The 15,420-nt window shown below is 69.6% G+C and carries 14 protein-coding genes and 3 pseudogenes; 4 read left to right on the plus strand and 13 right to left on the minus strand.

The genetic code is table 11. From position 1 onward, the window contains the following. The first annotated feature begins 43 nt into the window (after positions 1-43). Positions 44-1,768 (plus strand): acyl-CoA dehydrogenase family protein, encoded by a 1,725-nt coding sequence (locus BFN33_RS03375; RefSeq protein WP_069758306.1) that lies wholly within the window; start codon positions 44-46, stop codon positions 1,766-1,768. A 210-nt stretch (positions 1,769-1,978) separates the two neighbouring features. On the opposite strand, the gene BFN33_RS03380 is transcribed toward BFN33_RS03375, so the two are convergent. Then, the gene (locus BFN33_RS03380; RefSeq protein ID WP_069758307.1) at positions 1,979-2,899 is read right to left on the minus strand and encodes an NADP-dependent oxidoreductase; all 921 of its coding nucleotides are present in this window, start codon (positions 2,897-2,899) and stop codon (positions 1,979-1,981) included. 143 nt (positions 2,900-3,042) lie between these two features. After that, positions 3,043-3,681 (minus strand): HD domain-containing protein, encoded by a 639-nt coding sequence (locus BFN33_RS03385; protein ID WP_176742290.1) that lies wholly within the window; start codon positions 3,679-3,681, stop codon positions 3,043-3,045. Positions 3,682-3,816: 135 nt separating this feature from the next. Between BFN33_RS03385 and BFN33_RS03390 the strand changes: the two genes are divergently transcribed. Both BFN33_RS03390 and BFN33_RS54020 read left to right on the plus strand, forming a co-directional pair. After that, entirely contained in the window at positions 3,817-4,791 is a 975-nt protein-coding gene (locus tag BFN33_RS03390) for a GlxA family transcriptional regulator (RefSeq protein WP_069758308.1), read from the plus strand. A gap of 233 nt (positions 4,792-5,024) precedes the next feature. Further along, positions 5,025-5,246: pseudogene (locus BFN33_RS54020) on the plus strand (four-helix bundle copper-binding protein); the annotation flags it as partial. Positions 5,247-5,323: 77 nt separating this feature from the next. Here the strand turns inward: BFN33_RS54020 and BFN33_RS03400 are convergent. The 4 genes and pseudogenes from BFN33_RS03400 to BFN33_RS54025 form a co-directional block, all read right to left on the minus strand. Continuing rightward, positions 5,324-6,094, minus strand: a complete 771-nt coding sequence (locus tag BFN33_RS03400; RefSeq protein WP_256122622.1) for a zinc-binding dehydrogenase — start codon at positions 6,092-6,094, stop codon at positions 5,324-5,326. 133 nt (positions 6,095-6,227) lie between these two features. Continuing rightward, a partial coding sequence (locus BFN33_RS51760; RefSeq protein WP_218108949.1) for a transposase occupies positions 6,228-6,467 on the minus strand: 240 nt, incomplete at its 5' end. Between the two features lie 205 nt (positions 6,468-6,672). Beyond that, positions 6,673-7,490 (minus strand): annotated as a pseudogene (locus BFN33_RS49345) (IS5 family transposase). Between the two features lie 251 nt (positions 7,491-7,741). Next, positions 7,742-7,925 (minus strand): annotated as a pseudogene (locus tag BFN33_RS54025) (transposase); the annotation flags it as partial. A gap of 390 nt (positions 7,926-8,315) precedes the next feature. On the opposite strand from BFN33_RS54025, the gene BFN33_RS03420 reads away from it, so the two are divergent. Next, complete coding sequence (locus tag BFN33_RS03420; protein ID WP_069758310.1) at positions 8,316-8,930, plus strand: hypothetical protein; 615 nt, start codon at positions 8,316-8,318, stop codon at positions 8,928-8,930. Positions 8,931-8,952: 22 nt separating this feature from the next. Here the strand turns inward: BFN33_RS03420 and BFN33_RS03425 are convergent, their stop codons facing one another. From BFN33_RS03425 to BFN33_RS03455, 7 genes are all read right to left on the minus strand, one after another. Continuing rightward, complete coding sequence (locus BFN33_RS03425; RefSeq protein WP_069758311.1) at positions 8,953-9,567, minus strand: phosphatase PAP2 family protein; 615 nt, start codon at positions 9,565-9,567, stop codon at positions 8,953-8,955. Next, positions 9,560-10,909: a diacylglycerol kinase family protein gene (locus BFN33_RS03430; RefSeq protein WP_069758312.1), complete on the minus strand. Its 1,350-nt coding sequence runs from the start codon at positions 10,907-10,909 to the stop codon at positions 9,560-9,562. Before BFN33_RS03430 ends, BFN33_RS03425 begins: the two co-directional genes overlap by 8 nt. Before the next feature lie 79 nt (positions 10,910-10,988). Beyond that, on the minus strand, positions 10,989-12,647 hold the full coding sequence (locus BFN33_RS03435) for a catalase (RefSeq protein WP_069758313.1): 1,659 nt from the start codon (positions 12,645-12,647) through the stop codon (positions 10,989-10,991). A 117-nt stretch (positions 12,648-12,764) separates the two neighbouring features. Next, entirely contained in the window at positions 12,765-12,995 is a 231-nt protein-coding gene (locus tag BFN33_RS03440; RefSeq protein WP_069758314.1) for a DUF5133 domain-containing protein, read from the minus strand. A 230-nt stretch (positions 12,996-13,225) separates the two neighbouring features. Next, on the minus strand, positions 13,226-13,417 hold the full coding sequence (locus BFN33_RS03445; RefSeq protein ID WP_069758315.1) for a hypothetical protein: 192 nt from the start codon (positions 13,415-13,417) through the stop codon (positions 13,226-13,228). Positions 13,418-13,437: 20 nt separating this feature from the next. Continuing rightward, positions 13,438-14,202, minus strand: a complete 765-nt coding sequence (locus BFN33_RS03450; protein ID WP_069758316.1) for a DUF4097 family beta strand repeat-containing protein — start codon at positions 14,200-14,202, stop codon at positions 13,438-13,440. A 68-nt stretch (positions 14,203-14,270) separates the two neighbouring features. After that, complete coding sequence (locus BFN33_RS03455) at positions 14,271-15,392, minus strand: DUF475 domain-containing protein (RefSeq protein WP_069758317.1); 1,122 nt, start codon at positions 15,390-15,392, stop codon at positions 14,271-14,273. Between the last annotated feature and the right edge of the window lie 28 nt (positions 15,393-15,420).

Below are 15,420 nucleotides of genomic sequence, written 5' to 3' on the forward strand. Positions count from 1 at the left end.
GTTCTCCAGCTCGAACATCCGTCATCGCAAAGGGGTTCCCGCCGTGCCTGACCAACTCCTCTTCAACCCGCACACCTACGACCCCGCGCACTTCGATTCCGAGACGCGTCGCCTGCTGCGAGCCACCGTCGACTGGTTCGAGGAGCGTGGGAAGCGGCAGCTGATCGAGGACTACCGCACGCGCGCGTGGCTCGGTGACTTCCTGGCGTTCGCCGCGAAGGAGAACCTGTTCGCCACCTTTCTGACGCCTTCCTCCGCCGCCGGGGAGGGGGAGGCGGACAAGCGGTGGGACACCGCCCGGATCGCCGCGCTCAACGAGATCCTCGGCTTCTACGGCCTGGACTACTGGTACGCCTGGCAGGTCACCATCCTCGGCCTCGGCCCGGTGTGGCAGAGCACCAACGCCGCCGCCCGCGACCGCGCAGCACAACTCCTCGCCCAGGGCGAGGTGTTCGCCTTCGGACTGTCCGAGAAAACCCACGGCGCCGACATCTACTCCACCGACATGCTGCTGGAGCCCGACGGCGAAGGCGGCTTCCGCGCCACCGGCTCCAAGTACTACATAGGCAACGGCAACGCCGCCGGACTCGTCTCCGTCTTCGGCCGCCGCAGCGACGTCGAGGGCCCCGGCGGCTACGTGTTCTTCGCCGCCGACAGCCGTCATCCGGCCTACCACCTGGTCAAGAATGTCGTCGACTCGTCCAAGTACGTCAGCGAGTTCCGCCTGGAGGACTATCCCGTCCGGGCCGAGGACGTCCTGCACACCGGCCGCGCCGCCTTCGACGCCGCCCTCAACACCGTCAACGTCGGCAAGTTCAACCTGTGCACCGCCTCGATCGGCATCTGCGAACACGCCATGTACGAGGCCGTCACCCACGCCCACAACCGCGTCCTCTACGGCCGTCCCGTCACCGCCTTCCCGCATGTGCGGCGCGAGCTGACCGACGCCTACGTCAGGCTCGTCGGGATGAAGCTGTTCAGCGACCGTGCCGTCGACTACTTCCGCTCTGCCGGCCCCGAGGACCGCCGTTACCTGCTCTTCAACCCGATGACGAAGATGAAGGTGACCACTGAGGGCGAGAAGGTCATCGACCTGATGTGGGACGTCATCGCCGCCAAGGGCTTCGAGAAGGACAACTACTTCGCCCAGGCCGCCGTGGAGATCCGCGGTCTGCCGAAGCTCGAGGGCACGGTCCACGTCAACCTGGCGCTGATCCTGAAGTTCATGCGCAGCCACCTCCTCGACCCGGCCCACCACCCCGACGTACCGACCCGCCTCGACGCCGCCGACGACGCCTTCCTGTTCCAGCAGGGGCCGGCCCGCGGCCTCGGCTCGGTGCGCTTCCACGACTGGCGGCCAGCCTTCGAGACGTACGCGCACCTGCCCAACGTCGCCCGCCTGCGCGAACAGGCCGACGCTCTCTGCGAGTTCGTCGCCACCGCGGCCCCCGACGCCGAGCAGAGCCGCGACCTCGACCTTCTCCTCGCCGTCGGCCAGCTCTTCGCCCTCGTCGTGCACGCACAGCTCGTCCTGGAACAGGCCCACCTCACCGGCCTCGACGAAGACGTGCTCGACGAACTCTTCGCCGTCGTCGTACGGGACTTCTCCGCACACGCCGTCGAACTGCACGGCAAGGACTCTGCGACCCGGCAGCAGCAGGAGTGGGCGCTGGGTGCGGTCCGGCGGCCGGTCGTCGACCCGGCACGCACCGAGCGAGTGTGGCAACGGGTCGAGGCGCTGTCCGGCGTGTACGAGATGGCCGAGTAGGCCCGCCACGCCGTACCCCGGACCGGTGGTGGCCGAGCGAACGGCCCGGCCACCACGACCGCGTCCTGTCGGGGAACCGGCACGACACCGCGCTCCTGAGTGCAGCGGCAGGAGTGGCCGTAGCGCCGGACGCCTCCGACCACGTCTCAACGCGGCCAGGTGGGCCAAGAACCCTCGTTGACGAGGATCAGGCTGTCGGCTCTCCCGCGCTCAGTCCTCGGCGACACGAATGATCGTGCGGCCGGGGAAGCGCTCTCGCGAGGTGAAGGCTGCGGCCGCGTCGGCGAGCGACCGCACCGCACCGACGCGCACCCGCAGCCGGCCGTCCCGCAGACGCCGGGCGAGGTCGGCGAGGCGCACGCGGTCGGGTTCCACCACGAAGAACACGGCCTGCCCGTCGTCGGGGCGCACGGTGGGCTGATGGGCGATACTGACGAGCGTGCCGCCGGGGCGCACGAGGGCGGCCGAGCGGTCGAGGATGTCGCCGCCGATCACGTCGAACACGACGTCGACCTGGCCGGTGTCCTCCCACCGGTCGGCCTCCAGGTCGAGGAACGCGTGCGCGCCCAGGTCAAGGACGGTGTCCCGGTCGGCGGAGCGGCCCGTGCCGACCACCCGGGCTCCCACTTCGTGAGCGAGCTGGACGGCGATCGAGCCGACGCCGCCGGCGGCTCCGTGGATCAGGACGGTCTGGCCGGTGGTGAGACGGGCATGGTCGAACAGGCCTTGCCAGGCGGTCAGTCCGGAGATCGGCAGTGCGGCGGCCGCCGTGTGGTCGACGTCGGCGGGGAGCGGGGCGAGGTTGCGGGCTTCCACCGCGACGTACTCGGCGAGCGAGCCGTCGCGGGCCCAGTCGGTCGGTCCGAAGACCCGCTGGCCGACGGTGAGGCCGGTGGTTCCGTAACCGAGTTCCGCCACCACCCCCGAGGCCTCGTGGCCGGGCACGCTCGGCGTACGGTCGCGGCCGGCACGGTCGGTCCAGGTCGCGGGCCAGTCCAGCTCACCCCGGGTGAAGCCGGCGGCGTGCACTCGAACGATGACATCGTTCTCGGCGGCATGGGGGTGGGGAAGGTCCTCCAAGGTCAACCCTGTGATCCCGGCCTCACGATCCCGGACGGTGATGGCTTGCATGAGCGTTCCTTTCTCGGCGTGTGGGGTGGGAGATGCAAGACGCAGATCCCTCAGTAGATCTTCATTCGATGGATCGAACGGGCTCATGACGCAGCAGCCCGCCACGCGGTGACGGCGTCGACCCGACACCGGCTGCCGCCCGGTCATCGCGGCCAGGGAGCATCAAGGACGCGCTCCACCATGGACGTACGGCGAAAACCCGGAACGAAGTGTTCCAGAATATCCGCGTTGACGGTCCCGTAGGTGGTGTCCGGGCGGTTTTTGAGGCCGTCGACGAATGCCTGCAGAAATTCCTTCTTGAAATCGCCGCGCGGGTGAGCGGCGACGATAGCGTCCCTCTGGTCGACTTCCAGGCTGTCCATCCTCCAGCCGATCGCGTCGGTCAGCACGCCGTAATTCGTGGCGGCGACCTCGGGCTCCATACGGCCCGGAATCCCCGGCGTCGTGTGCAGGGCGATCGCCCTCCAGGTCACCTCGGCTGCGGTCTCGGAGAACCCGTGGTCGAGCAGGAACTTCCGCGCGTGGTCGGCACCGTCCAACTCGAAGCGCTGCTGCGTCTCGGAAAACGGAATCATAAGGCCCACGTCATGGAACATCGCCGAGACATAAAACAACTCAGGGTCTGGCCGAAGGCCCTTTGCCCGCGCGTGGAGAGAACCGAAGAGAAATACCCGCCTGGAGTGATGGAAGATCAGGGGGTTCGTCCTCTCCCGGAGAAATTCCGTGGCCTCCACGACAGCAGATGTCTCGGGTATCTCCACCCCTGCGATGATGTCCGTCATGACGTCCCTGCCTTCCGATGCGCTGCGCTACGAGGGGACCGTGCGTCCGTTCTCCACAGTGCCGATCGCACGACCCACGGCGCCGCCTCCGTACGGCCATGAACCCCTCGAATCCGGTCATCCCAGGGTGGGGCAGTGAGCACCGCCCCGCATCGGGTGGCGATCCTCGTTTACGACGGCGTCAAGCTGCTGGACGTCGCCGGTCCCGCCGAGGTGTTCGGGGAGGCGAACCTGCTCGGCGCCGACTACCGGATCACCCTGGTGTCGACGACGGGCGCCGACGCCACCTCCTCGATCGGCATGCGCGTGGCCGTCGACGCCAGCACCACCACGCAGCCGGACCCCGACACGTTCCTGATCCCGGGCGGAGACGTCTATCCCAGGACCCCCGTCACACGCGAACTCGCCGAAGCGGCCAGGGACCTGGCGGCCCGCGCCGGCCGGGTCGCCTCGGTGTGCTCCGGTGCCTTCGTCCTCGGCGCGACGGGCCTTCTGGACGGCAGACGGGCGACCACCCACTGGAAGATCACCGGCGAACTCGCCGCACGGCATCCCAAGGCCCATGTCGAGCCGGACGCCATCTATGTGCGCGACGGCTCTGTGTACACGTCAGCGGGCGTCACAGCGGGCATCGACCTTGCGCTCGCTCTCGTCGAGGAGGACCACGGTCCCGACCTCAGTCGGCAGGTGGCCCGCTCGCTGGTGGTCTACCTGCATCGAGCAGGCGGCCAATCACAGTTCTCCGCTCCTCTGCAGGGTCCACCACCCCGGTCGCCCGCCCTGCGCCGAGTCGTCGACCTCGTCACGGCGGATCCGGCCGGTCCCTACTCCCTGACCGAACTGGCAGGACGGCTCAACGTCAGTACGCGTCACCTCACCAGGCTGTTCCGCGAGGAACTGGGCACCACGCCGGCCCGGTACGTCGAGTCGATCCGCTTCGACATCGCCAAGTCGCTGCTGGACCAGGGGTACAGCGCCACGCAGACGGCGTCCATGGCCGGATTCCCGAGTTACGAGAGTCTGCGCCGCATCTTCGCGCGGGAGTTGTCCATCACTCCCGCCGCCTACCAGCGCCGGTTCGCCACCGCGCGGCGTGAGCAGGCCGGGTAGCGCGCGGGCGGCGGCGACAGTGTCGTGCGGGTGCGGGTGAGTCGCTACGGCTGCACAGCCGTACCGAGGGCCCGTCGTCGCGCCGGGGGCATGGCATCGGGCAGCCGGTCGTTCTTCCAGCGGCACACCGGCCGCCCCCTCTTCTTCCGCGCCGAGCAGCCCGCACGGTCGGCGGCCCAGCAGCGTTCGGTGCGAGAACGCGCCGTGACCGCCTACCCATCCGCCCCTGCGCCTGCGCCGACATCTGCAGCGCGACCGCCGCGGTGCTCTCCCGCCACACGGGCTACGACGCCAACATCATCCCTGCCGTCCTCCAGGCGTGTGCCTCCGTCTGCAAAGCCTGCAGCGGCGAGTGCGCACGCCACGCCGATATGCACGATCACTGCCGGGTCTGTGCCGAGGCGTGCCGCCACTGCGAGGAGGGGTGCAACGACCTGATCGCCTCCTTGGACTGACGGCCGAACCGTCAGCACCGCTTCGCGACGCCCGAGGGTCGAGTGGGATCACCAGCGGGCGTCCGGACAACCGCCGGTCACCCTCCCTGGTTGTCCGTTGCCTTCGGTCCCTGTGTGCCCGCGGTGGTGGCTGTGCCGGTACCGGCGGCTTCGCCCATGCCCGGGGCGACCGAGCCGTCGCCCGCCACACCGAGTGCCACCTTCGTCCAGCCCGCCTCCCGCCGGTCGAACATGCGGTAGGCGTCGACGGCGTCCTCCGTGCCTTCCCAGCGGGTGATCAGCGGGGTCGGGTCGAGACGGCCCGTCGCAACCATCGACACCAGGTCGGGCAGGTAGCGGCGGTGGTTGCAGTTGCCCAGCTTGAGAGTGAGGTTCTTCATGAACGCCTCACCGAACGGATAGTGCTCCACCTGCGGCGGATAGACGCCGATGGTGCCGACCGTGCCGGCCTTCGCCGCCATCTGGACGGCCCAGCGGGCCGCGAGCGTCGGCGCGTCGCCCGGCACCCAGGTCTTCCCGTCCGGGTTCTGCTCCGGAGCCACCTCCTCGCGTTCGTGATCGAACTGCTCGGCCTGCTCCCTCAGCGCGTCGGCGGCCGGCCCGTGAGCGGGCCGCTGGGCGTCCACGCCCACCGCCTCGATGACTCGGTCGACGCCGATGCCTCCGGTCAGCTCCACAACGGCCTCGACCGGATCCTCCGCATTGAAGTCCACCGTCTCGGCATGCTGGTCGCGCGCCAGCGCCAGCCGGTCGGCCACGCCGTCCACGACGATGACGCGTCCGGCTCCCTGCAGACGGGCGCAGGCGACTGCGGCCTGCCCGACCGGACCGGCACCCAGAACCGCCACGGTGTCGCCGTCACCGACCTCCGCCAGCCTCGCCCCGAACCACGCGGTGGGGTAGATGTCGGAGAGCAGAATGGCCTGGGCGTCGTCGACGGTGTCGGGCAGCGGGACCAGCCCGACATGGGCGTAAGAGGTCCTAACAAAGGCGTTGGACGTGTCGGTGGGTGATCAGACAGGTGGCGAGGCCGAGGAAGGCTTCGTGGATGTCGTCGCGTCTCTCCCAGCGGACCCGGAGACGGCGGAATCCGTGCAGCCAGGCGATCGTGCGCTCGACCACATAACGGAAGGTGCCCAGGCCACTGCCGTGTTCTTCGCCCCGTTCGGCGATGACCGGACGGATCCCACGGGCACGAAGCAGTCGCCGGTACTTGTCGTGNCGTCCGGCTCCCTGCAGACGGGCGCAGGCGACTGCGGCCTGCCCGACCGGACCGGCCCCCAGAACCGCCACGGTGTCGCCGTCACCGACCTCCGCCAGCCTCGCCCCGAACCACGCGGTGGGGTAGATGTCGGAGAGCAGAATGGCCTGGGCGTCGTCGACGGTGTCGGGCAGCGGGACCAGCCCGACATGGGCGTAAGAGGTCCTAACAAAGGCGTTGGACGTGTCGGTGGGTGATCAGACAGGTGGCGAGGCCGAGGAAGGCTTCGTGGATGTCGTCGCGTCTCTCCCAGCGGACCCGGAGACGGCGGAATCCGTGCAGCCAGGCGATCGTGCGCTCGACCACATAACGGAAGGTGCCCAGGCCACTGCCGTGTTCTTCGCCCCGTTCGGCGATGACCGGACGGATCCCACGGGCACGAAGCAGTCGCCGGTACTTGTCGTGGTCGTAGCCGCGGTCCGCGAGGAGCGCGTCGGGTCGGCGTCGTGGCCGGCCGACTGCGCCGGCCACGGGCGGAACCTTGTCCAGCAGGGGCAGCAACTGTGTGACGTCGTTGCGGTTTCCTCCGGTCAGCGACACCGCGAGCGGGATGCCCTGCCCGTCGGTGAGGACGTGGTGCTTGCTGCCCGGCCGTGCACGGTCGACCGGGCTGGGCCCGCTTTTGGGCCGCGCCGAGCCGCCCGCACATGGGAGGAGTCGATCACCGCCCGCGACCAGTCGAGCGTCTTCGCGGCCCGCAGCTTCTTCAGCAGCACCAGGTGCAACTGGTCCCACACGCCCGCCTCGTTCCATGCGGCCAGCCGCCGCCAGCAGGTCATCCCCGACCCGAAGCCCAACTCCTGCGGCAGGTACTCCCACTGGATGCCGGTGTGCAGGACAAACAGGATCCCGCACAGCGCCTTCCGGTCCGGAATGCGTGGCCGGCCCTCCACCAGCTTCGGGCCCGGCTGCGGCAGCAACGGTTCGATGAGCGACCACAGTTCGTCTGAGACGATCCACGGACGCGACTCCCTCTTTCCCACGACCAGACCAACGAACAACCAGACCAACAGTCACATGATCAACAGCTTCTGTTAGGACCTCTAAGGGATTCGGGCGTACTCGGCCTGCAGCCCGTCCAGTCCACCGGCCGCCTCCGGACCGCCGAAGAACACCGTGCCCGCGCGCGGTCCCCCCCGGGTTGGCGTTGTCGCACTGCGCGTAGTAGCCCGCGCGACAGTAACTGCACGTCCCGCACGCCACGGTGGACGGCACCACCACGCGGTCGCCGGGNCCTGCGGCAGGTACTCCCACTGGATGCCGGTGTGCAGGACAAACAGGATCCCGCACAGCGCCTTCCGGTCCGGAATGCGTGGCCGGCCCTCCACCAGCTTCGGGCCCGGCTGCGGCAGCAACGGTTCGATGAGCGACCACAGTTCGTCTGAGACGATCCACGGACGCGACTCCCTCTTTCCCACGACCAGACCAACGAACAACCAGACCAACAGTCACATGATCAACAGCTTCTGTTAGGACCTCTAAGCGAGAAGTACGTAAGGACGGTTTCATCGCGCCTGACATCCCTTCGTCACTTTGTGCTGCCAAAAGTGCTGCGCCCCACCGGATGCCCCACCCGCAGCCCGATATACGCGGCCCTCGGCGGCCGAGTCCCGCACCGGACAGTCCGCGGGTGCGGCACAAGCACAGAACAAGACACCTTGTCCTGCGTACTATCACTACGACAGCGGCGTGCGGCAGCAACTGACACCGCATCAGCGGACGCAGACGAGACAGCACGCCCATCGGATTTCGCGGAGGCCGCAGGCCCGCGCACTGCGGGCCACGGCCCCAGGAAGAGGTGCGAGCCCATGTCCGAAATCGCCCCCGGCACCACTCAGTTGACCTCCCAGTACGGCAACCAGGTGGCCGGCGACCTCGAACGCAACCTCAAGGAACAAGAGCGCCTCAGCGGCGAAATCGAAGCACTCCAGGGTCAGTTGGCCGCTCTGCGGCAGGACCACACAGTCCTGCTGAACATCCGGCAGGTCCTGGGCACGCCAACGGCAGCCGACTCGCCGACCACCCCACCAGGCGCGGTGGTGCCCGCTCCCCGTAAGAAGGCCGCCGTCTCGGACAAGCGGACGGGCACCCGGAAATCCACCGCACCGGCCGGAAAGCGGACCGGAAAGAAGGCAGCCGCCAAGGCTTCGGCCGTACGGTCGGAGACCACCCTCGTCGACCTTGTCCGAGAGCATCTGACCGGCCAGAGGGAACCCCGCTCGGCGGCCGAGATCTCCACCGCGCTCGGACGTCAGCACCCCGAGCGTACGATCAAGGCCACCGTCGTGCGCACCACACTCGAGGGACTCGTGGCCAGGAACCAGGCCCAGCGCACCAAGCAGGGATCCTCGGTCTTCTACACCTCACCCGACGCGAGCGAACCCGCCGCGCAGACCGAGGACAGCTCCCGGCAAGCGGACTGACGAACGCCGCGCCGAGGGTCGTTCAGCCGGCCGGCCGTGAGGGTCGGAAACCGCCCCCGCCCCGTCCCTGCCATCCGGCGGCCGCGAGGACCGCGGCCGCCGCTCCGGTGCCCAATACGGCACCGGCGACCACGTCGCCCGGATAGTGCACCCCGGTGTGGATCCGTGAGTAGCCCACCGCGCAGGCCAACAGGCCCAGCGGCACCGTGGCGACGGGAAGCGCGGGCCCCACCGCCGCCGCGAAGGCGACCGCGGACGCCGTGTGCCCCGAGGGGAAGGACGCGGACTCCGGCATCGGCACGTGCCGCCCCGGAAACGGCGAGTCCTCGGCCCGGTGCGGACGGGGCCGGCGGACCAGGCGCTTGCCGAGCATGTTCGCGCTCGCCGAGGCGACACCGATGGCCGCGACTCCGAGGGCGGCGGCGCGCCGGGGCCGGCCGGGGCACAGGGCGAGCAGTCCGGCGATCGTGAACGAGATCTTGGAGTGGTCCGCCGCGGCCGACAGCCGGCGCAGGGCGTAGTCCAGGGCCGGTGTCCTGGTGACCGTCACGGCCTCGTACAGCGCCTGGTCGAGGGCGGCGAGATCCCGCAACAGCGCGCGAGGGGTCGGCTGTTGGCGCTGTGGTCGGTCAAGCATCGCTCTGCTCCTGGTTCTTGACGGCCGGGAAGGGAGTCCGGAAGAGGGCCAGTCGGACGACACGGCGCCAGTCGACGGACGGGGCGGTGTACGGCGCGCCGGGACGGTTTCTCGGTACCCGAACCCGCAGGGCCCTGGGTCGTACGGTGCACACGACCGGCGGGGGCAGCAGCAGCGCTTCGCCGTCCACGGCCACCGGGATGGTCTCCGCGTCGGCCTCGACGACCACCCGCCGCGGGGTCGACGTGGTGATTCCGCTGGCGCGTTCGCCCCGCAGCGCGAGTTCGGCGGCCTGTGCCGGGCCCTCGATCCGCAGGCTGATCACACCGAGTCGGCCTCCGTCCAGGTGGGATCTTCGCCCGCCGCCCATCGGGCCGGCCTGTACGTAGGGGTTGTTGCTCACCAGCAGCGCGTGCGGGGCTTCGAGGCGCTGGTCGTCCGCCGTGGCGGTCAACTGTGCTCCGACCTCGCCGGCCAGCAGGTCCGGCAGCAGGTCGAGGGTGGTGGACGCCTTGGCCTCGCGGTACTCGGGCCTTTGCACGATCTCCGCGTACGTCCCGAACGAGACCGTATTAACGAAGGGCCGACCCGCCACGTCGCCCAGATCGACACGGATCTCCACGCCGTGCGAGAGAGCCTTGAGGCCGCTCGCCGGATCGTCGCGGTCCAGGCCCAGGTCCATCGCGAAGTGGTTGCGGGTCCCGGCGGCGAGGACCACGAACGGCACGTCGTGTTCGGCGGCCACCGCCGCGACCAGCGCCTGGGTGCCGTCGCCGCCGGCCACGCCGAGCAGGTCCGCGCCCTCGGCGACGGCCTGGCGAGCCAGCGCCGCCGGATCGGGGCTGTTGTCCACGTCGAGCAGGATCACCCGGGCACCCAACGCCTCGGCCTGCTCCACGAGGCCGTGCTCGGCGACCTTTCCGCCGCCCGACAGCGGATTCATGATCAGCACCGGTCTGCGGGGCGGACGGACCGGATGCGAGCGCATGCCACGGGGTGAGCGCAGCCGGCGCAGTGCGCTTCTCGCGCAGGCCAGTGCCGCCGCCCACAGACCCAGCGCCGCCGCCGCGAACGGCCACAGGCCGGATACCGCGTACAGGACCAGGACGGCGACGGGCGCGGCGACGGCCAGCAGGGCGCCGCACAGACGCGCCACACCCCGATGTGCCAGGGCCCACCAGATGCCCGCGCCGGCCAGGGCGATGCCCACCAGCCCCAGCAGCGGCACCAGCCACTGGCCCGCGGCCACGACCGCCGCGACCACGCCTGCCAGGCAGAGCAGAGCCAGCCGGGCCAGCGTCCGCGCCGCAGTGCCGGAGCCGTCCGGCTCCACCTCGTTCATCGTCCGGGTCGCCTCTCACGGATCGGTGGCCCAACGATCTCATGTTGTCGGTATTGGTGCCGCCCCGGTCCACTGTGGTTCAGCGGGTCACCACATGTCGCTCATCGGGGACGCAGTGGGTCATGGTCAGTCCCTCGACGTCGCGCGGCGGGTTCTTGCCGAGGTTCGCCAACCGCTTGCGGTCCTCGTCGGTGAGGTCCTGGCCGGCCAGCGGCTCGAGCCCGGCGACGTCCTCCGGGCTGATGCCGAGCCCGTCTCCGACCCGCAGGCCCAGGTCGTTCTCGACCAGCAGGAAGTGCCACACCATGCGCTCCTGCACGGGCCGGTCGCACTGGGCGATCAGGTCGGTGAGGTTCTTCACCAGGTCGTCGCGCTCCCACTCCTCCAGGAGCAGGTACCGCTGGCCCGCCTGAAGGTAGTCGTTGGTGCGGGGGATGCGCTTGCGGGTGAGCCGGCCGTGGATCTCGGGGCCCTGTTCGTCGTGGGTCGGGTACTGCGCCTCGCGCAGGCCTCCGGTGATGGACGGCTCGTAGTTGACGTGCGGGTTCTCGCCCGCACCGTCCACGTGGTAGGTCATCTGGCCGTCGCGCTGGTTGGTCCGCACGTCGGCGTTCTTGGCCTGGTTGACGGGCAACTGGAGGTAGTTCGGACCGACCCGATGGCGCTGGGTGTCGCTGTAGGAGAAGGTCCGGCCCACGAGCATCTTGTCGTCGGAAAAGTCCAGTCCGTCGACGAGGACTCCGGTGCCGAAGGAGATCTGCTCGTTCTCGGCGAAGAAGTTGTCCGGCATCCGGTCGAGCACCATCCGGCCCACCGGCTTCGGCGGGAACTCCTGCTCGGGCCAGGTCTTCGTGTCGTCGAGCGGGTCGAAGTCCAGCTCGGGGTGATCGTGGTCGTCCATCATCTGGACCAGCAGCTCCCACTCGGGGTACTCCCCGCGGGCGACCGCCTCGTACAGGTCCTTGGTGGCGTGGCCGAGCGAGTCGGCCTGCACGTTGGCGGAGTCCTCCTCGGTCATCGAGCGGACGCCGAGTTTGGGCATCCAGTGGTATTTGACCAGCTTGGTCTCGCCGTCGGCGTTGACCCACTTGTAGGTGTTGACGCCGAAGCCCTGCATGTGGCGGTAGTCCGCGGGGATGCCACGCGGGCTGAACAGGTTGACCAGCATGTGCATCGACTCCGGTGTCTGCGACATGAAGTCGAAGATGCGGCGCGGCTGCTGTTCGAAGGTGACCGGGTCGGGTTTGAGGGCGTGGATGACGTCCGGGAACTTGATCGCGTCCCGGATGAAGAAGACACCCAGATTGTTGCCCACCAGGTCCCAGTTGCCGTCCTCGGTGTAGAACTTCACGGCGAAGCCGCGCGGGTCACGGGCGGCCTCGGAGGAGTCGCGCCCGCCGATGACGGTGGAGAAGCGGACCGCCAGGTCGGTGCGCTTGCCGCGGTCCTGGAACAGTTTGGCCCGGGTGTACCGGTTGATCGGCTCATCGCCCCAGGCGCCGTAGGACTCGAAGTAGCCGTAGGCGGTCACACCGCGAGCGTGGACGACGCGCTCGGGGATGCGTTCCCGGTCGAAATGGCTGATCTTCTCGAGGAACTGGTAGTTCTCCAGCGTGGCGGGCCCGCGGGCGCCGACGGTGCGCTGGTTCTGGTTGTCGTGGACCGGGTGGCCCTGGCGGTTGGTGAGCACCTTGCGGTCGTCCGCCGGAGCGGGACCGTTAGCGGACACGTCCGTCATGGTCAGGGACTCCTTGGTTCTCGGGTTCTCGGCGGGTGGGAGCCCCAGGCACAGCGGGCGCCCCCGGCCGGTGTTCGGCGGATCACCCGAGTACCCGGTCGGCTCGCGCCACTCACCTCACGCGTCCGCCATCAGTGCGTCGTCGTCGGGGCGGGCGCCGGACAGCTGACGGCGGGCAGCGGCCAGGGCGGAGTCGACGTCACGGGTGCCCGTGGCGATGCACAGGGTGTACGACACGTCCTCGAGGCGCTGCCGCGCCCCGGCGCTGCCCTCCTCCGCGTGCAGAACACGCAGCGCCTCGTAGCGCTCGAGCAGGTCGGTCAGAAGGGCGGGGTGGGCCATGAGCATGATTCGCTCCTCCATCTGCGCAGGGGAGTGAGGGCGGTCGCATCCGCCGCGTCACTCGGACTGTCGCGGGAGAGGCCTCGGCGGACGCACCAAGGAGGGCCGCATTCGGCCGCTTCCGCGGTGGGCCTGTGATCCCAAGCACCTGCCGCCCGTCTGCCCGGGCCTTCCCGGCCCAAACCCGCCTCCCGTTCACCTCTTTTCCCGGCACGGGTCCGCCGGTAGATCCGCCATCAGCTGTTGCCGCGCGGGCCGCCCAGCGGGCGTGCCGGACGGCGGACGGCGGCCGTGCGGGCGCGCACGTCGGGGTGCCACAGCCGTACGCTGCCGTCGATGCCGCTGCCGACGGGGGTCCGCCCGGCGGGCGCGACGGTCATGCCCCACACCGGGCCGGTGGACCGGTCACGGCTGACGGTCTCGGTCATCCGTCTGCCCTCGTGCCGGGTCAGTCCCGGCGGGCGTCGACATCGCCGTTGACCGTGGTCAGGGTCATGGTGTGGTTCCGGTCGGCGCGCTGTGCCGGCACGCCCACCGTGGCGCGGCCGTTGTCGGTGGAGGCGGTGACCCGGTAGGCCGGGCTGTCGTGGGGCACGGTGACGTCGACCGAGCCGTTGACGGTCGCGGCGCTGACGCCCGACGGGACTGCGGCGCATCCCACCACCACGTCGCCGTTCGTGGTGGCCGCGTGCACCCGCTCCGCCGCCACGCTCGTCGCGCGCACCGAGCCGTTGCGGGTCGACAGCCGTACGTCGGCGTCATCGCGTCCGGAACGGGTCACCGTCACATCTCCGTTGACGGTCGTGATGTCCAGCGCGGCGCCGACGCCGGCCACGTCGACGCCGGCGTTGCGGGCGGTGGCCGTGACGCTCACACCGTCGGGGATCTCCACGTACGGCATCCGGGGGCAGCCCTCGTCGCCCGCGGTCCGGTCGGCGCACGACAGGTCTAGCGTCCACACCTTTCCGCGATGGGACCAGTGCTGGTCGACGCGGTCGTCGACGGTGACGCCGCGGCCGTCGGCCGGGCGCAGCCGCAGGCCGTTGTCGGTGGCGATCACCACGTGGTCTCCGGACCCCGCCGCGCGGAAGGCTCCCGCCGCCTGCGGGCCGCCGGATTCCCCGCCGCCGTCGTCGCTGCACGCCCCGGCGAGGGGCAGCAGCGCCAGTACCACCATCAGGCGCGTCAGGCGCCGTGTCGGCATCGCCTTCATACAGCCTCGGATGCCCCGGTTCGCCGTAGCCATGGCAGAGACGGACGGCGGGGCCGAACCCTCCGGGTCTACGGCACCGGGACCGAGTCCGTCTCCGTCGCCCCCTCCGCCGCGAGCGCCTTGTTGCGGCGCACGGAGGACCAGAAGGACCAGCCGATCAGGACGACACCGACGAGACCGGTGATGATCTCGTTGATCTGGTACTGGATGGTGACCATGAGGATCACCGCGAGGGCGCCGATCGCGTAGTGGGCGCCGTGCTCCAGGTAGACGTAGTCGTCGAGGGTGCCCTGGCGGACCAGGTACACGGTCAGGGACCGGACGTACATCGCGCCGATGCCGAGGCCCAGCGCCATCAGGACGATGTCGTTGGTGATGGCGAACGCGCCGATCACGCCGTCGAAGGAGAACGAGGCGTCGAGGACCTCGAGGTAGAGGAACATGAAGAACGCCGCCTGGCCTGCCAGCTTGACCGGCGAACGGGTCCCGCCGGAGCGTTCGGCCTCCTCCTCCTCGCGTTCCTCGTCCTCTTCGAGCCTGTTCTCGAAGTAGCCGGAGAGGCCGCCGACGACCATGTAGGTGATCAGACCCGCGATACCGGAGATCAGGACGGTCTGCGCCTTGTCGGCGTGCGCGCCGCCGTGCTGGTGGGCGTGGGTCGCGAAGGTGAACGCGGTGACCAGCAGCACGATCAGGGCGATGCAGACCGACAGCATGTCGACCTTGCCGAGCTTGGCCAGCGGCCGCTCCAGCCAGGCCAGCCACTTGATGTCCCGGTCCTCGAAGATGAAGTCCAGGAAGATCATCAACAGGAACATGCCACCGAACGCGGCGATCGCCGGGTGCGCGTCGGTGACGAGCTGCTGGTAACGGTCCTTGTCGGTCAAGGCCAGCTGGACCGCGTCGTACGGATTGAGCTTCGCGGTGATGGCGACGATCACGACCGGGAAGACCAGCCGCATGCCGAACACGGCGATCAGAACGCCGACCGTGAGGAAGATCTTCTGCCAGAAGGTGTTCATCTTCTTCAGAATTCCGGCGTTGACCACCGCGTTGTCGAACGACAGCGAGATCTCCAGCACGGCCAGGATCGCCACGACGCCGAACGCGGCCCAGCCGTCGTACAGCACTCCTGCGGCCAGGCCGAGCGCGGTGACCGCGAAAGCCCAGCGAAAGGTCTTCAGAATCACTGGCACCAAGTCCTGTCTTCGGGCGGTC

Origin of the sequence: Streptomyces sp. LUP47B, assembly GCF_001746295.1 — a bacterium.
Lineage (GTDB): Bacteria > Actinomycetota > Actinomycetes > Streptomycetales > Streptomycetaceae > Streptomyces.

Coding starts and splice junctions, on each gene's coding strand:
- BFN33_RS03380 (WP_069758307.1), bottom strand. CDS start 2,899: ATGCAAGCCATCACCGTCCGGGATCGTGAGGCCGGGATCACAGGGTTG.
- BFN33_RS03385 (WP_176742290.1), bottom strand. CDS start 3,681: ATGACGGACATCATCGCAGGGGTGGAGATACCCGAGACATCTGCTGTC.
- BFN33_RS03420 (WP_069758310.1), top strand. CDS start 8,316: ATGTCCGAAATCGCCCCCGGCACCACTCAGTTGACCTCCCAGTACGGC.
- BFN33_RS03425 (WP_069758311.1), bottom strand. CDS start 9,567: ATGCTTGACCGACCACAGCGCCAACAGCCGACCCCTCGCGCGCTGTTG.
- BFN33_RS03430 (WP_069758312.1), bottom strand. CDS start 10,909: ATGAACGAGGTGGAGCCGGACGGCTCCGGCACTGCGGCGCGGACGCTG.
- BFN33_RS03435 (WP_069758313.1), bottom strand. CDS start 12,647: ATGACGGACGTGTCCGCTAACGGTCCCGCTCCGGCGGACGACCGCAAG.
- BFN33_RS03440 (WP_069758314.1), bottom strand. CDS start 12,995: ATGCTCATGGCCCACCCCGCCCTTCTGACCGACCTGCTCGAGCGCTAC.
- BFN33_RS03445 (WP_069758315.1), bottom strand. CDS start 13,417: ATGACCGAGACCGTCAGCCGTGACCGGTCCACCGGCCCGGTGTGGGGC.
- BFN33_RS03450 (WP_069758316.1), bottom strand. CDS start 14,202: ATGAAGGCGATGCCGACACGGCGCCTGACGCGCCTGATGGTGGTACTG.